Source organism: Pseudomonas mosselii (assembly GCF_019823065.1).
Classification (GTDB): Bacteria; Pseudomonadota; Gammaproteobacteria; order Pseudomonadales; family Pseudomonadaceae; genus Aquipseudomonas; species Aquipseudomonas mosselii.
Genome location: NZ_CP081966.1, coordinates 477135 through 494127, shown reverse-complemented (window position 1 = coordinate 494127; position 16993 = coordinate 477135). Strand labels below are relative to the sequence as shown.

At 62.0% G+C, this 16993-nt stretch carries 15 protein-coding genes; 7 read left to right on the top strand and 8 right to left on the bottom strand.

The genetic code is table 11. From position 1 onward, the window contains the following. Position 1: 1 nt before the first annotated feature. The gene (locus tag K5H97_RS02240; RefSeq protein ID WP_028688401.1) at positions 2-2467 is read right to left on the bottom strand and encodes a glycogen/starch/alpha-glucan phosphorylase; all 2466 of its coding nucleotides are present in this window, start codon (positions 2465-2467) and stop codon (positions 2-4) included. Positions 2468-2665: 198 nt separating this feature from the next. Here K5H97_RS02240 and K5H97_RS02235 point away from each other — a divergent pair, with 198 nt between their 5' ends. Beyond that, positions 2666-3070, top strand: a complete 405-nt coding sequence (locus tag K5H97_RS02235) for a YkgJ family cysteine cluster protein (RefSeq protein WP_028688402.1) — start codon at positions 2666-2668, stop codon at positions 3068-3070. A gap of 116 nt (positions 3071-3186) precedes the next feature. Here K5H97_RS02235 and typA read toward each other — a convergent pair whose 3' ends face one another. Together typA and thiI are read right to left on the bottom strand one after the other, a co-directional pair. Further along, a complete protein-coding gene (gene typA / locus K5H97_RS02230) occupies positions 3187-5007 on the bottom strand; it encodes a translational GTPase TypA (RefSeq protein WP_028688403.1) in 1821 nt (606 codons plus the stop codon). Positions 5008-5134: 127 nt separating this feature from the next. Next, positions 5135-6589 carry a tRNA uracil 4-sulfurtransferase ThiI gene (gene thiI, locus K5H97_RS02225; RefSeq protein ID WP_028688404.1) on the bottom strand — a complete coding sequence of 485 codons (1455 nt, stop codon included), beginning with the start codon at positions 6587-6589 and terminating at the stop codon, positions 5135-5137. Between the two features lie 414 nt (positions 6590-7003). Between thiI and glnA the strand changes: the two genes are divergently transcribed. The 4 genes from glnA to ntrC all read left to right on the top strand — a co-directional run bounded on the left by glnA (position 7004) and on the right by ntrC (position 11870). Continuing rightward, positions 7004-8410 (top strand): type I glutamate--ammonia ligase, encoded by a 1407-nt coding sequence (gene glnA / locus K5H97_RS02220; protein ID WP_028688405.1) that lies wholly within the window; start codon positions 7004-7006, stop codon positions 8408-8410. 145 nt (positions 8411-8555) lie between these two features. After that, positions 8556-9098, top strand: coding sequence for a chorismate mutase (locus tag K5H97_RS02215; protein WP_028688406.1), 543 nt, complete (start codon positions 8556-8558; stop codon positions 9096-9098). A 254-nt stretch (positions 9099-9352) separates the two neighbouring features. Continuing rightward, a complete protein-coding gene (glnL, locus tag K5H97_RS02210) occupies positions 9353-10447 on the top strand; it encodes a nitrogen regulation protein NR(II) (RefSeq protein ID WP_028688407.1) in 1095 nt (364 codons plus the stop codon). Next, entirely contained in the window at positions 10434-11870 is a 1437-nt protein-coding gene (ntrC, locus tag K5H97_RS02205) for a nitrogen regulation protein NR(I) (RefSeq protein WP_028688408.1), read from the top strand. The genes glnL and ntrC overlap by 14 nt, the downstream gene beginning before the upstream one ends. A gap of 77 nt (positions 11871-11947) precedes the next feature. On the opposite strand, the gene K5H97_RS02200 is transcribed toward ntrC, so the two are convergent. Both K5H97_RS02200 and K5H97_RS02195 read right to left on the bottom strand, forming a co-directional pair. Beyond that, positions 11948-12748, bottom strand: a complete 801-nt coding sequence (locus K5H97_RS02200) for an RHS repeat-associated core domain-containing protein (protein WP_081791505.1) — start codon at positions 12746-12748, stop codon at positions 11948-11950. Positions 12749-13015: 267 nt separating this feature from the next. Further along, positions 13016-13453, bottom strand: coding sequence for a hypothetical protein (locus K5H97_RS02195; protein WP_028688409.1), 438 nt, complete (start codon positions 13451-13453; stop codon positions 13016-13018). Here K5H97_RS02195 and trmL point away from each other — a divergent pair. Beyond that, entirely contained in the window at positions 13452-13907 is a 456-nt protein-coding gene (gene trmL, locus K5H97_RS02190; protein WP_028688410.1) for a tRNA (uridine(34)/cytosine(34)/5-carboxymethylaminomethyluridine(34)-2'-O)-methyltransferase TrmL, read from the top strand. The genes K5H97_RS02195 and trmL overlap by 2 nt on opposite strands. A gap of 69 nt (positions 13908-13976) precedes the next feature. Here trmL and secB read toward each other — a convergent pair whose 3' ends face one another. From secB to K5H97_RS02175, 3 genes are read right to left on the bottom strand one after another with little or no spacing between them, the layout of a single operon-like run. Beyond that, entirely contained in the window at positions 13977-14459 is a 483-nt protein-coding gene (gene secB, locus K5H97_RS02185) for a protein-export chaperone SecB (RefSeq protein ID WP_011531802.1), read from the bottom strand. Between the two features lie 39 nt (positions 14460-14498). Continuing rightward, the gene (grxC, locus tag K5H97_RS02180) at positions 14499-14753 is read right to left on the bottom strand and encodes a glutaredoxin 3 (RefSeq protein ID WP_003249204.1); all 255 of its coding nucleotides are present in this window, start codon (positions 14751-14753) and stop codon (positions 14499-14501) included. Between the two features lies 1 nt (position 14754). Beyond that, positions 14755-15168 carry a rhodanese-like domain-containing protein gene (locus tag K5H97_RS02175; RefSeq protein WP_028688411.1) on the bottom strand — a complete coding sequence of 138 codons (414 nt, stop codon included), beginning with the start codon at positions 15166-15168 and terminating at the stop codon, positions 14755-14757. Between the two features lie 206 nt (positions 15169-15374). Between K5H97_RS02175 and gpmI the strand changes: the two genes are divergently transcribed. Next, entirely contained in the window at positions 15375-16910 is a 1536-nt protein-coding gene (gpmI, locus tag K5H97_RS02170) for a 2,3-bisphosphoglycerate-independent phosphoglycerate mutase (protein ID WP_028688412.1), read from the top strand. Positions 16911-16993 lie beyond the last annotated feature (83 nt).

The following is a 16993-nucleotide window of genomic DNA, read 5'->3' as shown; positions in this document are numbered from 1 at the left end:
CTCAATCCAACGCCTTCCAGATCTCGGTGGCATACTCGCGGATGGTCCGATCCGACGAGAACCAACCCATCCGCGCGGTATTGAGCACCGCCATGCGCCACCAGTCCTGCGGGGCGTGCCACAGCTCCTCGACCCGTCGCTGGGCGTCCCAGTAGGCATCGAAGTCGGCGCATACCAGAAAGCGGTCATAGGCGATCAGTCCATCCACCAACCCGGCATAGCGCGCCGGGTCGTCCGGCGAGAACACCCCGCTGCGGATCGCCTGCAGCACATCACCCAGGCGATGGGAGGCGGCGATCGCCGCGGCGGCGCCGAAATCGCCGCTGCGCTTGCGTGCCTCCACCTGCTGGGCGGTCAGGCCGAAGATGAACATGTTCTCGGCGCCCACCTGCTCGCACATCTCGACATTGGCGCCATCCAGGGTGCCGATGGTCAGCGCGCCATTGAGTCCGAACTTCATGTTGCTGGTACCGGACGCCTCGTAGCCGGCGGTGGAGATCTGCTCGGACAGGTCCGCCGCCGGGATGATGCTCTCGGCCAGGCTGACGTTGTAGTTGGGCAGGAACACCACCTTGAGCAGGCCACGCACCGTGGGGTCGTTGTTGACCACCCGGGCGATGTCGTTGGCCAGCTTGATGATCAGCTTGGCCTGGTGATAACTGGCCGCCGCCTTGCCGGCAAAGAGCTTCACCCGCGGCACCCAGTCGGTGCTGGGGTCATTGCGGATCGCCTGGTACAGCGCCACCGTGTGCAGCAGGTTGAGCAACTGGCGCTTGTACTCATGGATACGCTTGACCTGGACGTCGAACAGCGCCTCCGGATTGACCGTCACCCCCAGCCGGTCCTGGATGATGCTGGCCAGGGCGCGCTTGCTGTGCAGGCGCTGGGCGGCGAACTGCTTGCGGAAGGTGGCCTTGTCGGCAAACGGCGCCAGCCCCTTTAGCTTGCCTTCCGGATCGTCCAGTACCTCGGGGCCCAGCGCCTCGATCAGCATCGCCGTGAGCTGCGGGTTGGACTGGTACAGCCAGCGACGGAAGGTAATGCCGTTGGTCTTGTTGTTGATCCGCTGCGGGTAGAGCTTGTGCAGTTCGGCGAACACCGTGCTCTTCATCAGCTTGCTGTGCAGCGCCGACACGCCGTTGACGCTGTGCGAACCGAGAAACGCCAGGTTGCCCATGCGCACCCGCCGGCCATTGTCCTCTTCGATCAGCGACACCGCGCGCAGCACGTCGAAGTCATGCAGGCCTTTGGCCCGCAGGGCATCGATATGGTAGGCGTTGATCAGGTAGATGATCTGCATGTGCCGCGGCAGCATGCGCTCCATCAGCGCCACCGGCCAGGTTTCCAGGGCCTCGGGGAGCAGGGTGTGGTTGGTGTAGGCCAAGGTTCCGACGGTCAGCGCCCAGGCCTTGTCCCAGGGGATTTCGTGCTGGTCCACCAACAGGCGCATCAGTTCGGCAACGGCGATCGACGGATGGGTGTCGTTGAGCTGGATCGCCGCGGCGTCCGGCAGGTTGAGCAGATCCTTGTGCATGTTCAGGTGGCGGCGCAGCAGGTCCTGCAGCGAGGCGGAGACGAAGAAGTACTCCTGGCGCAGGCGCAGCTCCTGCCCGGCCTCGGTGCTGTCGGCCGGGTACAGCACCCGCGAGATGCTCTCGGCGCGGGCCACCTCGGCTACCGCGCCCAGATGGTCGCCAGCGTTGAAGCGCTCCAGGTGCAGCTCTTCCAGGGCCCGGGCCCGCCACAGGCGCAGGGTATTGACGCTGGAACCGCGCCAGCCGACCACCGGCGTGTCGTAGGCCACCGCCCGCACCGTTTCGCCCGGTGACCAGACCTGGCGCTGCTGGCCGTTGCCCTCGTGCACGGTTTCAACGCTGCCGCCGAAACTGATCGGGTAGATCACCTCGGCGCGCTCGAACTCCCAGGGGTTGCCGAAATCCAGCCAGTTTTCGGTCTGCTCCTGCTGCCAGCCATCGACAACCGCCTGGCGGAACAAACCATGCTCGTAGCGGATGCCGTAGCCATGGGCGGCGATGCCCAGGGTCGACATGCTTTCCATGAAACACGCCGCCAACCGACCCAGGCCGCCGTTGCCCAGCGCCGCGTCGGGCTCGAGCAGGCGGATGCGCTCCAGGTCCACGTTCAGACCTTCGAGGGACTCGCGGGCGATCTCCAGGTAGCCGAGGTTGCTCAGGCTGTCGTACAGCAGGCGGCCGATGAGGAACTCGAGGGAGAGGTAGTAGACGCGCTTCTGGCTGCGCCGGTAGGCCTGGCGGGTATGGTCCATCCAGTGATCGACCATGTGGTCGCGGGCGGCCAGGGCGATGGCCTCGAACCAGTCGTGGTCGAAGGCGTGTTCCGGATCCTTGCCGACCGCGTAGGTCAGCTTGGCCAGCACGGCGGCGCGAAAGGCCGCCACCTCTGCACTATGGTGCTTTTCGTCACGGGCTTCGGTTTCCTGGGACATGGGGCATCCTCGGGCAAATGGGCGAAAGCGCAGGGAGATTGTTCAGCCTAGACGCTCTGACACGGAGCGACAGCGACGGTTCGCGGTTTTCATCCACCGCTGGAGAAACCGGCAAAAGGTTGTTCACAAATTGAACAACTCCGGTATCATCGCGCGCCCCAAAACCGTGATTTCCCTTGCAAGAATAAAACCGTAACCATGAAACCGACCCTGATCGCCGCCGCCGAAGTCGACCGCCTGGAGACCTGGCAGCGCTATGCCAGCCACATGTGCGGTGGCTGCCACTCGACCTGCTGCACCTTGCCGGTGGAGGTGAAGATCAAGGATCTGATCCGTATCGGCGTGGTGGACGAGTTCGAGAAGGACGAGCCGCCGAAGAACATCGCCAAGCGCCTGCAGAAGGACGGCATCATCGAACGCTTCAACCAGAAGTCGGGGATCTTCACCCTGACCCGGATGAGCAACGACGACTGCCTCTATCTGGACCGCAAGAGCCGGCTGTGCACCATTTATGACAAGCGCCCGGATACCTGCCGCAATCACCCCAAGATCGGGCCGCGGCCGGGATATTGTGCGTACAAGCCCAAGGTGGCTACCCGCTGATCCTGCTTTGCTTGTGAAATCCCGGGGCTGCAAAGCGGCCCCAATTCCTCAAGGCAAACAAAAACGCCCCCGGCCTTTCGACCGGGGGCGTTTTCATTCAGCCTGAACTAAGTGACTCAGTTCTTGGCTTTCTTGGCAGCGCGGGTACGCTCGCCTTCATCGAGGATCTTCTTGCGCAGACGGATCGACTTCGGCGTCACTTCGCACAGCTCGTCGTCCTGGATGAATTCCAGGGCCTGTTCCAGAGTGTGGCGAACCGGCGGAACCAGGGCGATGACTTCGTCCTTGCCCGAAGCACGCATGTTGTCGAGCTTCTTGCCTTTGGTCGGGTTCACGCCCAGGTCGTTGTCACGGCTGTTCAGGCCGATGATCTGACCGTTGTAGATCTCCTGGCCGTGTTCAACGAACAGCTTGCCGCGAGCCTGCAGGGTTTCCAGCGAGTAGGTCAGGGCCTTGCCGGTCTCGACCGAAACCAGGACACCGTTCAGGCGGCCGGACATCTGGCCCGACTTCATGGTGTCGTAACGATCGAAGATCGAGGTCAGGATGCCTGCACCGTTGGTCAGGGTCAGGAACTGGTTACGGAAACCGATCAGGCCACGGGCTGGAATGTTGTATTCCAGGCGAACACGGCCCTTGCCATCCGGAACCATGTTGGTCAGGTCGCCTTTACGCAGACCCATCTCTTCCATGACCTTGCCCTGGGATTCTTCAGGGATGTCGATGGTGACGTTCTCGAACGGTTCCTGCTTGACGCCGTCGACTTCGCGGATGATCACTTCAGGACGGCCTACGGCCATCTCGAAGCCTTCACGGCGCATGGTTTCGATCAGTACCGACAGGTGCAGCTCGCCACGGCCCGATACCTTGAACTTGTCAGGGGAATCGGTTTCCTGAACGCGCAGGGCAACGTTGTACAGCAGCTCTTTGTCCAGGCGGTCCTTGATGTTACGGCTGGTGACGAACTTGCCTTCTTTACCGCAGAACGGCGAGTCGTTGACCTGGAAGGTCATCGAAACGGTTGGCTCGTCAACGGTCAGCGGCTTCATCGCCTCGACGGTATCCGGGGCGCACAGGGTGTCGGAGATGAACAGCTCGTCGAAACCGCTGATGCAGACGATGTCGCCAGCTTGGGCTTCTTCGACGTCGACGCGGTGCAGGCCGTGGTGGCCCATCAGCTTGAGGATACGACCGTTGCGCTTCTTGCCTTCGGTGTCGATGGCAACAACCGGGGTGTTCGGCTTGACGCGACCACGGGCGATACGGCCAACGCCGATAACACCGAGGAAGCTGTTGTAGTCCAGTGCGGAGATCTGCATCTGGAACGGGCCGTCACGGTCAACCGACGGTGCGGGTACGTTGTCGACGATCGACTGGTACAGCGCGGTCATGTCCTCACCCATTTCGGTGTGGTCCAGGCCGGCGATGCCGTTCAGGGCCGAGGCGTAGACAACTTTGAAGTCCAGCTGCTCGTCGGTAGCACCGAGGTTGTCGAACAGGTCGAAGATCTGGTCCAGAACCCAGTCAGGACGCGCGCCCGGACGGTCGACCTTGTTGATCACGACGATCGGCTTCAGACCGGCTTCGAAGGCCTTCTTGGTCACGAAGCGGGTTTGCGGCATCGGGCCGTCCTGGGCGTCGACCAGCAGCAGCACGGAGTCGACCATCGACATTACACGCTCGACCTCGCCACCGAAGTCGGCGTGGCCGGGGGTGTCGACGATGTTGATGTGGTAGCCGTTCCAGTTGATGGCGGTGTTCTTCGCCAGAATGGTAATGCCGCGCTCTTTTTCCTGATCGTTGGAGTCCATGACGCGCTCGTCGTTGAGCTCGTTACGCTCCAGGGTGCCGGACTGGCGCAGGAGTTTGTCGACCAGGGTGGTTTTACCATGGTCAACGTGGGCGATGATGGCGATGTTACGCAGATTTTCGATCACAACTGTATCTCGATCAGAGGATTCGGTTGCCGCCAGTGTAGGCGGCCAATATGTACTGTTTAAGGCTCAGCGGGCCCGGCGGTCGGGAGGGCGATGGCGGATGCTGCCGCCATACAGCCCTGGCGTCTTATGTCGGACGATAAACACGCACATTGGCATGTCCCTCACTGAGCAGGTGGTGTGCGTGCAGACGGCTCATCACACCCTTGTCGCAATACAGCAGGTACTGGCGCGTGGGGTCCAGGTGCTTGAACTTGCTGTTGATCGCGTAGAACGGCATGGCCTGGACTTCGATACCGTCCAGCGCCAGGGGTTCGTCTTCCTGGGCATCAGGGTGACGAATGTCGATGACGATCTGACCGGGCAGCGCCTCGGCCACTTCCTCGACTTCGATGTCCTTGCCCAGTTCATCGATCACGTGGTCGATGGAAATGAACTTGGCGCGCTCCAGGGCACGCTCCAGTACTTCCATCTCGAACTGCTTCTCTTCGTGCTCCATGCGGTGACGCTTGGCATGGGTGGTCGGGTTTACCGAGATCACGCCACAGTACTCGGGCATGTGCTTGGCGAAGTCGGCGGTGCCGATTTCGGTGGCCTGGTCGATGATGTCCTGCTTATGGCTGGCCAACAGCGGGCGCAGCACCAGCTTGTCGGTGGCCGAATCGATAATCGACAGGTTCGGCAACGTCTGGCTGGAGACCTGGGAAATCGCCTCGCCGGTGACCAGGGCATCAATCTGCAGGCGGTCGGCCATGCGGGCGGCCGCGCGCAGCATCATGCGCTTGAGCGTGACACCCATGTAGCTGTTGTCGACCTTGTTGAGGATTTCGCCGACCACTTCCTCGAACGGCACGCTGATGAACAGCACGCGCTGGCTGCTGCCGTACTTCTTCCACAGGAAGTGGGCCACTTCCATCACGCCCAGTTCGTGGGCGCGGCCACCGAGGTTGAAGAAGCAGAAGTGCGTCATCAGGCCGCGACGCATCATCTGGTAGGCCGCCACGGTGGAGTCGAAGCCACCGGACATCAGCACCAGGGTCTGCTCCAGGGCGCCCAGCGGATAACCACCGATGCCGTTGTGCTGATTGTGGATCACGTACAGGCGCTGATCGCGGATCTCGATGCGCACCAGCACTTCGGGCTTCTTCAGCTCGATGCCGGCAGCGCCGCATTGCTGGCGCAGTTGGCTGCCGACATAGCGGTCGACATCCATCGAGGTGAAGTCGTGGTGGCCGCCGCGCTTGCAGCGCACGGCGAAGTACTTGCCGGCGAGCAAGTGACCGAAGTGCTGCTTGCACTTCTCGACGATGTCGTCAAAGTCGCCCAGTGGGTACTCCTGCACCTGCAGGAAGTGAGTGATGCCCGGGGTGCAGCGCAGGCGCTCGATCATTTCGCGCTGGATCTTTTCGTCCTCGATGCGGGTGACCACTTCGAGATTGTCCCAGACACCATCGACCGCGAGCTCAGGATCGAGATCCTTGAGCACGTTGCGGATGTTCTTGCTGAGCTGACGGATGAAGCGCTTGCGCACCGGCCGGCTCTTGATGGTGATCTCTGGGAAGACTTTGACGATAAGTTTCATTGGTTTAACAGCGCGCACAGGGCCTGCCGAAAATAGGGGGCGCGAATTATAGCGGAAATCGCTCAAGGTTTGAGCAACTTTTGTACAGAAGGTGCGATTTATGTTGGCCGCGCCACCCCTCGTCGGCCTGCTGCGTGCGAGCGGGCTTGCCCCGCGATGAGGCCCACGCCAGCACGAAAGCACCACAATGGTGCACCTACACCCAAAAACGCATCTTATGAGTGCAAAGCTACACTCCACCCCTCCAAGAAATGCCCGCCAACGCCCCCTTTCATCCCACTCTCGCCATTTTTGGGCACTGGCATGCAATTTGCTCCCTTGTGAGGCAGGTACGCTTGGCCGACTATCCGCGCCCAGCGACACCCTTTTTCCAGGGCAGCGGCCAACTGCGCCCTAGACCATCCGGAGGACAACATGTCGAAGTCGGTTCAACTCATCAAAGATCATGACGTCAAGTGGATTGATCTGCGTTTCACGGACACCAAGGGCATTCAGCATCACGTGACCATGCCGGCGCGCGATGGCCTGGACGAAGACTTCTTCGAAGTCGGCAAGATGTTCGACGGTTCCTCCATCGCTGGCTGGAAAGGCATCGAAGCCTCCGACATGATCCTGATGCCGGTCGACGAAACCGCCGTGCTGGACCCGTTCACCGAAGAGCCGACCCTGATCATCACCTGCGATATCGTCGATCCGTCGAGCATGCAGGGCTACGATCGCGATCCGCGCGGCATCGCCAAGCGCGCCGAAGAGTACCTGAAGAGCACCGGCATCGGTGACACCGTGTTCGCTGGCCCAGAGCCTGAGTTCTTCATCTTCGACGAAGTGAAGTTCCAGTCGGACATCTCCGGTTCGATGTTCAAGATCTTCTCCGAGCAAGGCTCGTGGATGACCGGCGCTGACGTCGAAGGCGGCAACAAAGGCCACCGTCCGGGCGTGAAAGGCGGCTACTTCCCGGTTCCGCCGTTCGACCACGACCACGAAATCCGTACTGCTATGTGCAATGCCCTGGAAGAAATGGGCCAGACCGTCGAAGTTCACCACCACGAAGTGGCGACCGCCGGCCAGAACGAGATCGGCGTCAAGTTCAACACCCTGGTCAAGAAAGCGGATGAAGTGCAGGCCCTGAAGTATGTCGTGCACAATGTTGCCGACGCTTATGGCCGTACCGCCACCTTCATGCCCAAGCCTCTGTACGGCGACAACGGCTCGGGCATGCACGTGCACATGTCGATCTGGAAAGACGGCAAGAACACCTTCTCCGGCGAAGGCTATGCCGGCCTGTCCGATACCGCCCTGTACTTCATCGGCGGCATCATCAAGCACGGCAAGGCCCTGAACGGCTTCACCAACCCTTCGACCAACTCCTACAAGCGTCTGGTCCCAGGTTTTGAAGCCCCGGTAATGCTGGCCTACTCGGCTCGCAACCGTTCCGCCTCGATCCGTATTCCGTACGTCGGTAGCCCGAAAGCCCGCCGTATCGAAGCACGCTTCCCGGACCCGTCGGCCAACCCATACCTGGCCTTCGCGGCCCTGCTGATGGCAGGCCTGGACGGCATCCAGAACAAGATCCACCCAGGCGATGCCGCCGACAAGAACCTGTACGACCTGCCGCCTGAAGAGGCGAAAGACATCCCGCAAGTGTGCGGCAGCCTGAAGGAAGCCCTGGAAGAGCTGGACAAGGGCCGTGCGTTCCTGACCAAGGGCGGCGTGTTCTCCGACGACTTCATCGATGCCTTCATCGAGCTGAAGAGCGAAGAAGAGATCAAGGTCCGCACCTTCGTGCACCCGCTGGAATACGAGCTGTACTACAGCTGCTGATATGATCGGCGCCCCGCGTCGATGACATCAGGACGGCCTCCCTCGGGAGGCCGTTTCTTTTTCATACCCTCATAATCGGACAACACCTATTAGCCGCCACACAGCCAAAGGCGACACTCGAGGCTTCATTCCCAAGGAGATCGCCATGCGTGCCACCACCCTCGCCCTGACCTGCTGCTTCGCCCTATCCGGCTGTGCCACCTCACCGAGTGTCACGCCAACCCTGGATCAGCTGCTTGCCACCATTGACCGGCGCCTGGACCTGGCCGAAGCGGTCGCCCTGCACAAGTGGGATCACCAACAACCGGTGCAGGCCAGCGCCCGCGAGCAGCAGGTATTGGCCAGTGCGCGGCAGGCCGCCGTCGCTCACCACCTGGATCCGGCACGCGTCGAGGCCTTTTTTGCCGACCAGATCGAAGCCAACAAGCTCCTGCAGTACCACCTGCTCGACACCTGGCATCGCGCCCGTCAAGCGCCAGCCCTGCCACGCCGCGACCTGGCCAACGACGTGCGCCCGGAACTGGATCTGCTGCAGGAACAGCTGCTGAGCGCCCTCGCCCGCTTTGACCAGACCCCGCCGGCCAATTGCGCCAACCACTTGGCCGACGCCCTGCAGCAACGCGCCCAGGACACCACGCGCCACCTCGCCCTGGTTCGCGCCAGCGCCCAGCTGTGCAAATTGCGCTGACCGCCCTATGCTCCATATTGGTGCATGATTGCGCAAGCCGCCCCATCATGTACCCCAATTTGGGTCACAAGAATCGATAAACCAAGGCTTTCTGGCTCGAATTCGCGCATTTCCGAGTCTTTATCCGGAATTTCCGCTTCTTTTCGGAGCCTTGGTTTGGTTCTTGCATTTTCACTGCATCCAGCACTCTTCCGTGCGCGCCCCAGGCCTGAGCCCTTGGGCGCCACTGTGCCAAAAGAGGTCAACGACGCCTTATGACCATCAGCGATGCACAGCACCGTCTGCTTCTGGACAACCTGACCACGGCCACGCTGTTGCTCAATTCTGAACTGCGCCTGGAGTACATGAACCCGGCGGCGGAGATGCTTCTGGCCGTCAGCGGCCAGCGCAGCCACGGGCAGTTCATTAGCGAGCTGTTCACCGAATCGACCGAGGCGCTCAATTCGTTGCGCCAGGCGGTGGAGCAGGCGCACCCGTTCACCAAGCGTGAAGCGCAGCTGACCTCGCTGACCGGACAGACCATCACCGTCGACTATGCCGTCACGCCCATCCTGCACCTGGGCCAGACCCTGCTGTTGCTGGAGGTGCACCCACGCGATCGCCTGTTGCGCATCACCAAGGAAGAGGCCCAGCTGAGCAAGCAGGAGACCACCAAGATGCTGGTGCGCGGCCTGGCCCACGAGATCAAGAACCCTCTCGGCGGCATCCGTGGCGCGGCCCAGTTGCTGGCCCGTGAACTGCCGGAAGAAAGCCTGCGCGACTACACCAACGTGATCATCGAGGAAGCCGACCGCCTGCGTAACCTGGTCGACCGCATGCTTGGCTCGAACAAGCTGCCGTCGCTGGCCATGACCAACATCCACGAAGTGCTCGAGCGCGTGTGCAGCCTGGTCGAGGCCGAGAGCCAGGGCTGCATCACCTTGGTGCGCGACTACGACCCTAGCCTGCCGGACGTACTGATCGACCGCGAGCAGATGATCCAGGCCGTGCTCAACATCGTGCGCAACGCCATGCAGGCCATCGGCGGGCAGAACGAGCTGCGCCTGGGCCGCATCACCTTGCGCAGCCGCGCCGTGCGCCAGTTCACCATCGGCCATGTGCGCCACCGCCTGGTCGCCCGGATCGAGATCGTCGACAACGGCCCCGGCATCCCCACGGAACTGCAGGACACCCTCTTCTATCCCATGGTCAGCGGCCGCCCGGACGGTACCGGGCTGGGCCTGGCCATCACCCAGAACATCATCAGCCAGCACCAGGGCCTGATCGAATGCGAGAGCCACCCCGGCCACACCACCTTCTCGATCTACCTGCCCCTGGAACAAGGAGCCACCGCCCATGAGCCGAAGTGAAACCGTCTGGATCGTCGATGATGATCGTTCCATCCGCTGGGTCCTGGAAAAGGCCCTGCAGCAGGAAGGCATGACCACCCAGAGCTTCGACAGCGCCGACGGCGTCATGGGCCGCCTGGCCCGCCAGCAACCGGATGTGATCATCTCGGACATCCGCATGCCCGGCGCCAGCGGCCTTGACCTGCTCGCCCAGATCCGCGAACAGCACCCAGGGCTGCCGGTGATCATCATGACCGCCCACTCCGACCTGGACAGCGCGGTGGCCTCTTACCAAGGCGGCGCCTTCGAATACCTGCCCAAGCCGTTCGATGTCGACGAGGCGGTGTCACTGGTCAAGCGCGCCAACCAGCATGCACAGGAACAGCAGGCCCTGGAAGTGCCCCAGGCACTGACCCGCACGCCCGAGATCATCGGCGAGGCGCCGGCGATGCAGGAGGTGTTCCGCGCCATCGGTCGCCTCAGCCACTCCAACATCACCGTGCTGATCAACGGTGAGTCCGGCACAGGTAAAGAGCTGGTAGCCCACGCCCTGCACCGTCACAGCCCGCGTGCGGCGTCGCCGTTCATCGCCCTGAACATGGCGGCGATCCCCAAGGACCTGATGGAGTCCGAGCTGTTCGGCCATGAGAAAGGCGCCTTTACCGGCGCCGCCAACCTGCGTCGTGGGCGTTTCGAGCAGGCCGACGGCGGCACGCTGTTCCTCGACGAGATCGGTGACATGCCCGCCGACACCCAGACCCGCCTGCTGCGGGTGCTGGCCGATGGCGAGTTCTACCGGGTCGGCGGCCATGTGCCGGTAAAGGTGGATGTGCGCATCATTGCCGCCACCCACCAGAACCTCGAGTCGCTGGTGCAGGCCGGCAAGTTCCGTGAAGACCTGTTCCACCGCCTCAACGTGATCCGCATCCATATACCGCGCCTGGCGGACCGGCGCGAGGACATCCCGGCCCTGGCCCGCCATTTCCTAGGTCGCGCCGCCCAGGAGCTGGCGGTGGAACCCAAGCTGCTCAAGCCGGAGACCGAGGAATTCATCCGCAACCTGCCCTGGCCGGGCAACGTGCGCCAGTTGGAGAACACCTGTCGTTGGATCACGGTGATGGCCTCCAGCCGCGAAGTGCTGGTCGGCGACCTGCCGCCGGAGCTGCTCAACCTGCCCCAGGACGCAGCGCCCGTGACCAACTGGGAACAGGCCTTGCGCCAGTGGGCCGACCAGGCCCTGGCCCGTGGCCAGTCAAGTTTGCTCGACAGCGCCGTGCCGAGCTTCGAGCGGATCATGATCGAGACCGCGCTCAAGCATACGGCCGGACGTCGTCGTGATGCAGCGCTGTTGCTGGGGTGGGGGCGCAATACCTTGACGCGAAAGATCAAGGAGTTGGGGATGAAAGTAGATGGTTCGGATGACGATGAAGGTGAAGATCACTAACCATCAAGAGAGTACAGGCCAGTGAGGGCCATTTGTGGTCCTCACGTGCGCCGCACAACATCAACTTAGACGGTAAGTCAGACCAGTTCTCTCAACTCATTGGCAGCCGCCAAAACCTCATTGGGTGCAGATTCAATCGACCCTATGTCGTCATTGATCGCCTTTCTGACCACCTTGAACGCGGCAATGATCTGGTTCTCGCGAGTCCCTGCCGAGCGCCCCAGAAAATCTAGTGGGTTTTCACGTCTCTTCTCTTCACGACGAGCTGCCACCTTATCCAGGGCCCACGCGCCAAAGGATCCTCCGGCAAGAACAACTCCAACGGGTGCGGCCACTGCCACACCAGCCAAAGTAGCCCCAGCACTTGCCGTGGCGCCCAGTGCCAAGCCTGTTGCTATCTTCTCTTCCAGAATACGTGTTCTGGTGGGCTCTACAGTATTCAGCACGGCAGGGTCATTGGAAGTAGCTTTCTGCGTTTTTATATTCTTTCTGAGTTTGATATTTGTGGCCAGGCTACTTGCTGTCTCCACCGTGCCGATAATACCCATGATGCCACCAAATATCGGCTCCCATACCCCGCCACTGAGGTCCCATTTGTTGACTGGATCACCCGCGCAGTAGCCATAGGCATTGATCCCTCCCTCATCAAAAGGACTCAATCGATCCGGAGACAGGAAGCGCAACGCGGTTGGGGAATAACAACGGTAGCCGTTGCCCAGAGGGTAGATACCAATGGGCCTCTCGCAGGGCTGCCCACAGAAACCGAGAATTGGGCCTCCTGCAGCCGCAGTAGCACCATATGGCGTATACGCCCTGGAGAAATTGCGTCCTCTGAAAGGTGATCGCTGGTGATCTGTCATCGGCAAGTACTGGCTCATGAACAGTCACTCCTATCGAGCCGGGAATCATGAGCCGAAAGCTAACCGAGGCTGGCAGTGTCCGAAACTGGCAAAATTATCAGGCCCCATTTGCACCGTTGCTGTGCTGCGCGCACCAGCAAAAGGCAGATTCGCCCTCGCAAGCCCTCAAAAAATGGCCGGAACACCGTATTTCTGGGCGCACAAGACCTGGCACGCTCCCTGCTATGTACCAATTACCTCCAGTTTTGGGGACCTCGGTACAGGCAGGCCGGGAAATCCCCTCTTTTATTCATGCAGCCTCACCTGCACCCGCCAGCGCCCCGCCTCCTCTATTGCGGCCCACTCACCGCGCAGGGGGCGGGCGGCCACCACAGTCAGCACCAGCCCCTCTTCGCTCTTCTGCAGGCGCCAGCCCACCGGCTTGCCCTGCAGGCTCAGCTGACCACGCTGGGTCTTGCCCTGAGCCTCGAACACGATGGCCACGGTGCCCTGGACGTTCTCGCCATGCAGCCTGGGCTCTTCGTTGAACCACAGGTCCAGGCCATCCTGCACCACCTGCACCTGCTCGAGCACCCGTTCCTCCGGGGTGGTCAGGCGTCCGATCATCATGCCCACCATCAGCCCGACAATCGCCAGCGACAGGATCACCCGCGGGAAGGCCTTCGAACGCGGGTCGGGTTCGGGGGTAGAATGCTCGTTATCCTCATGCTTGGAGCCGTGCATGTTTCACGTCATCCTTTTTCAACCAGAAATTCCGCCGAATACCGGCAACATCATCCGCCTGTGCGCCAATAGCGGCTGCGACCTACACCTGATCGAGCCGATCGGCTTCGAACTGGATGACAAGCGCCTGCGCAGGGCCGGGCTGGACTACCACGAGTATGCCACGCTCAAGCGTCACCAAAGCCTGGCCGAATGCCTGGAAAGCCTGAATCAGCCGCGGCTGTTCGCCTTTACCACCAAGGGTTCGCACCCGTTCCATGAGGTCGAGTACCAACCTGGCGATGCGTTCCTGTTCGGGCCTGAAAGCCGTGGCCTGCCGGCCGAGGTACTGGACAGCCTGGCCCCCGAGCAGCGCCTGCGCCTGCCGATGCGGCCGGGGTGCCGGAGCCTGAACCTGTCCAATACCGTGGCGGTGACGGTGTACGAGGCGTGGCGGCAGCAGGGGTTTGCCTGAAAGGTCTTTCGCGGGGCACACCGACGAACAAAAAAGGGCGACCGAAGTCGCCCTTTCTTGTTTCAGCGATTACTGCACGGTCGGCACTTCGCCGGCTTCCTGCATGCGCTGCATCTCTTGCGCGTACAGGGCGTCGAAGTTGACCGGCGACAGCATCAGCGCCGGGAACGAGCCACGGGTCACCAGGCTGTCCAGGGTCTCACGGGCGTACGGGAACAGGATGTTCGGGCAGAACGCGCCAAGGGTGTGGCTCATCGAAGCGGCGTCGAGGTTGGCAATCAGGAAGATGCCGGCCTGCTGCACTTCGGCGATGAAGGCCACTTCGTCGCCGTTCTTGACGGTCACCGACAGGGTCAGCACGACTTCGTGGAAGTCGCCTTCCAGGGCCTTCTGGCGGGTGTTCAGGTCCAGCGAGACGCTCGGTTCCCACTGCTGGCGGAAGATCTGCGGGCTTTTCGGCGCCTCGAACGACAGATCGCGCACGTAGATGCGCTGCAGGGAGAATTGTGGGGCGTTGGCGTCAGTGGCGCCGTTGGTCTGTTGCTCGGTCATGGCAGATCCTTTTCCTAATGTTCTTGAATGCAGTGCGAATCAGGCCGCCAGCAGCGCGTCGAGCTTGCCCGCGCGCTCCAGGGCATAGAGGTCATCGCATCCACCGACGTGCGTGCTGCCGATCCAGATCTGCGGCACCGAGGTGCGGCCGGCCTTCTGGCTCATTTCGGCGCGAACCTGGGGTTTGCCGTCGACCTTGATCTCCTCGAACGCCACGCCCTTGCTCTCGAGCAGGTACTTGGCGCGCATGCAGTAGGGGCAGTAGTCGCTGGAATAGACGATGACGGGCTTCATATCACTTCACCAGGGGCAGGTTATCGGCTTTCCAGCTGGAAACGCCACCGCTGAGCTTGGCGGCGGTGTAACCAGCCTTGAGCAGTTCGCGGCACAGGGTGCCGGACTGCTGGCCCATCGCGTCGACGACGATCAGGGTCTTTTCTTTGTGTTTTTCCAGCTCGCTCATGCGGCCGGCCACTTTGTCCTGGGGAATGTTCAGCGCACCGACGATATGCCCGGCCGAGTATTCCTTGGCGGTACGGATATCGATCACCACGGCCTTGTCGGCGTTGACCAGCGCGGTCAGCTGGCCGTTGCTCAGGCTCTGGCCGCCACGGCGGACTTCGTTGATCAGCAGCAGGACCAGCAGGACGACGAAAATGGCCACCAGGATGTAGTGATCTGTCGCGAATTGAATCAGGTGAGCAACCATCAGGGGTGTTCCAGGCGATTGAAAATGGCGGCCAGTATACACAGCGCCCCATGACCACCAAAGCCCACTGGGCTGGCGGCAAACGCGTCTTCATGTTGCATGCCTGACCGCGCCTGTCGGGCAAGGGGAGGAATATTCGCCGTCGCTGGCGGATTTGCCCTAAAATGCGTGTCTTTATCATCTTTGAACAACCGTGAGTTTGATTGATGACGAGTACGCCTAAACCCCTGGTCCTGATCATCCTGGATGGCTTCGGTCACAGCGAAAGCCCCGAATACAACGCCATCTTCGCTGCCAACACGCCGGTCTACGACCGCCTGCGCGCCACCCAGCCGCATGGCCTGATCTCCGGTTCCGGCATGGACGTGGGACTGCCCGACGGGCAGATGGGCAACTCCGAAGTCGGACACATGAACCTTGGCGCCGGCCGTGTGGTGTACCAGGACTTCACTCGGGTGACCAAGGCCATCCGTGACGGCGAGTTCTTCGAGAATCCCGTGCTCGGCGGCGCGGTGGACAAGGCCGTCGGTGCTGGCAAGGCCGTGCATATCCTCGGCCTGCTCTCCGACGGCGGCGTGCACAGCCACCAAGACCACTTGGTCGCCATGGCCGAGCTGGCCGCGCAGCGTGGCGCCGAGAAGATCTACCTGCACGCCTTCCTCGATGGCCGCGACACCCCACCGCGCAGCGCCCAGTCGTCCATCGAACTGCTCGACGCCACCTTCGCCAAGCTGGGCAAGGGCCGCATCGCCAGCCTGATCGGCCGCTACTACGCCATGGACCGCGACAACCGCTGGGACCGCGTGAGCGCCGCCTACAACCTGATCGTCGACAGCGTCGCCGACTACACCGCCGACACCGCCCTGGCCGGCCTCGAAGCCGCCTATGCCCGCGACGAGAGCGACGAGTTCGTCAAGGCCACCCGTGTCGGCGAAGCCGTGAAGGTCGAGGACGGCGACGCGGTGATCTTCATGAACTTCCGCGCCGACCGTGCCCGCGAGCTGTCGCGTGTGTTCGTCGAGGCCGATTTCAACGAATTCCCTCGCGCCCGCCTGCCGAAACTGGCGGCCTACATCGGCCTGACCCAGTACTCGGCGAAGATTCCGGCCCCAGCGGCGTTTGCCCCGGCCAGCCTGAACAACGTACTCGGCGAATACCTTGCCAAGAACGGCAAGACCCAACTGCGCATTGCCGAGACCGAGAAGTACGCCCATGTCACCTTCTTCTTCTCGGGCGGGCGCGAAGAGCCGTTCGAAGGCGAAGAACGCATCCTGATCCCATCGCCAAAGGTCGCCACCTATGACCTGCAGCCAGAAATGAGCGCCCCCGAGGTCACCGACCGTATTGTCGAGGCCATTGAGCAGCAGCGTTACGACGTGATCGTGGTCAACTACGCCAACGGCGACATGGTCGGCCACACGGGCGTATTCGACGCGGCGGTCAAGGCCGTGGAAGCGCTGGACGGTTGCGTCGGTCGCATCGTCGAGGCGCTGGACAAGGTCGGCGGCGAAGCGCTGATCACCGCCGACCACGGCAACGTCGAGCAGATGGAAGACGAATGCACCGGCCAGGCGCACACCGCCCACACCACCGAGCCGGTGCCGTTCATCTATGTCGGCAAGCGTCAGGTCAAGGTCCGCGAAGGCGGCGTGCTGGCCGATGTGGCGCCGACCATGCTCAAGCTGCTGGGGCTGGAAAAGCCGGCGGAAATGACCGGAACCTCGATCCTGATCGATGCTTGAGGGTTCTACTGGGGCCGCTTTGTGGCCCCGAAATACCCTAATTCCAGACCAACGCCCCGCCGCCCAAGCCGCGGGGCGTTTTT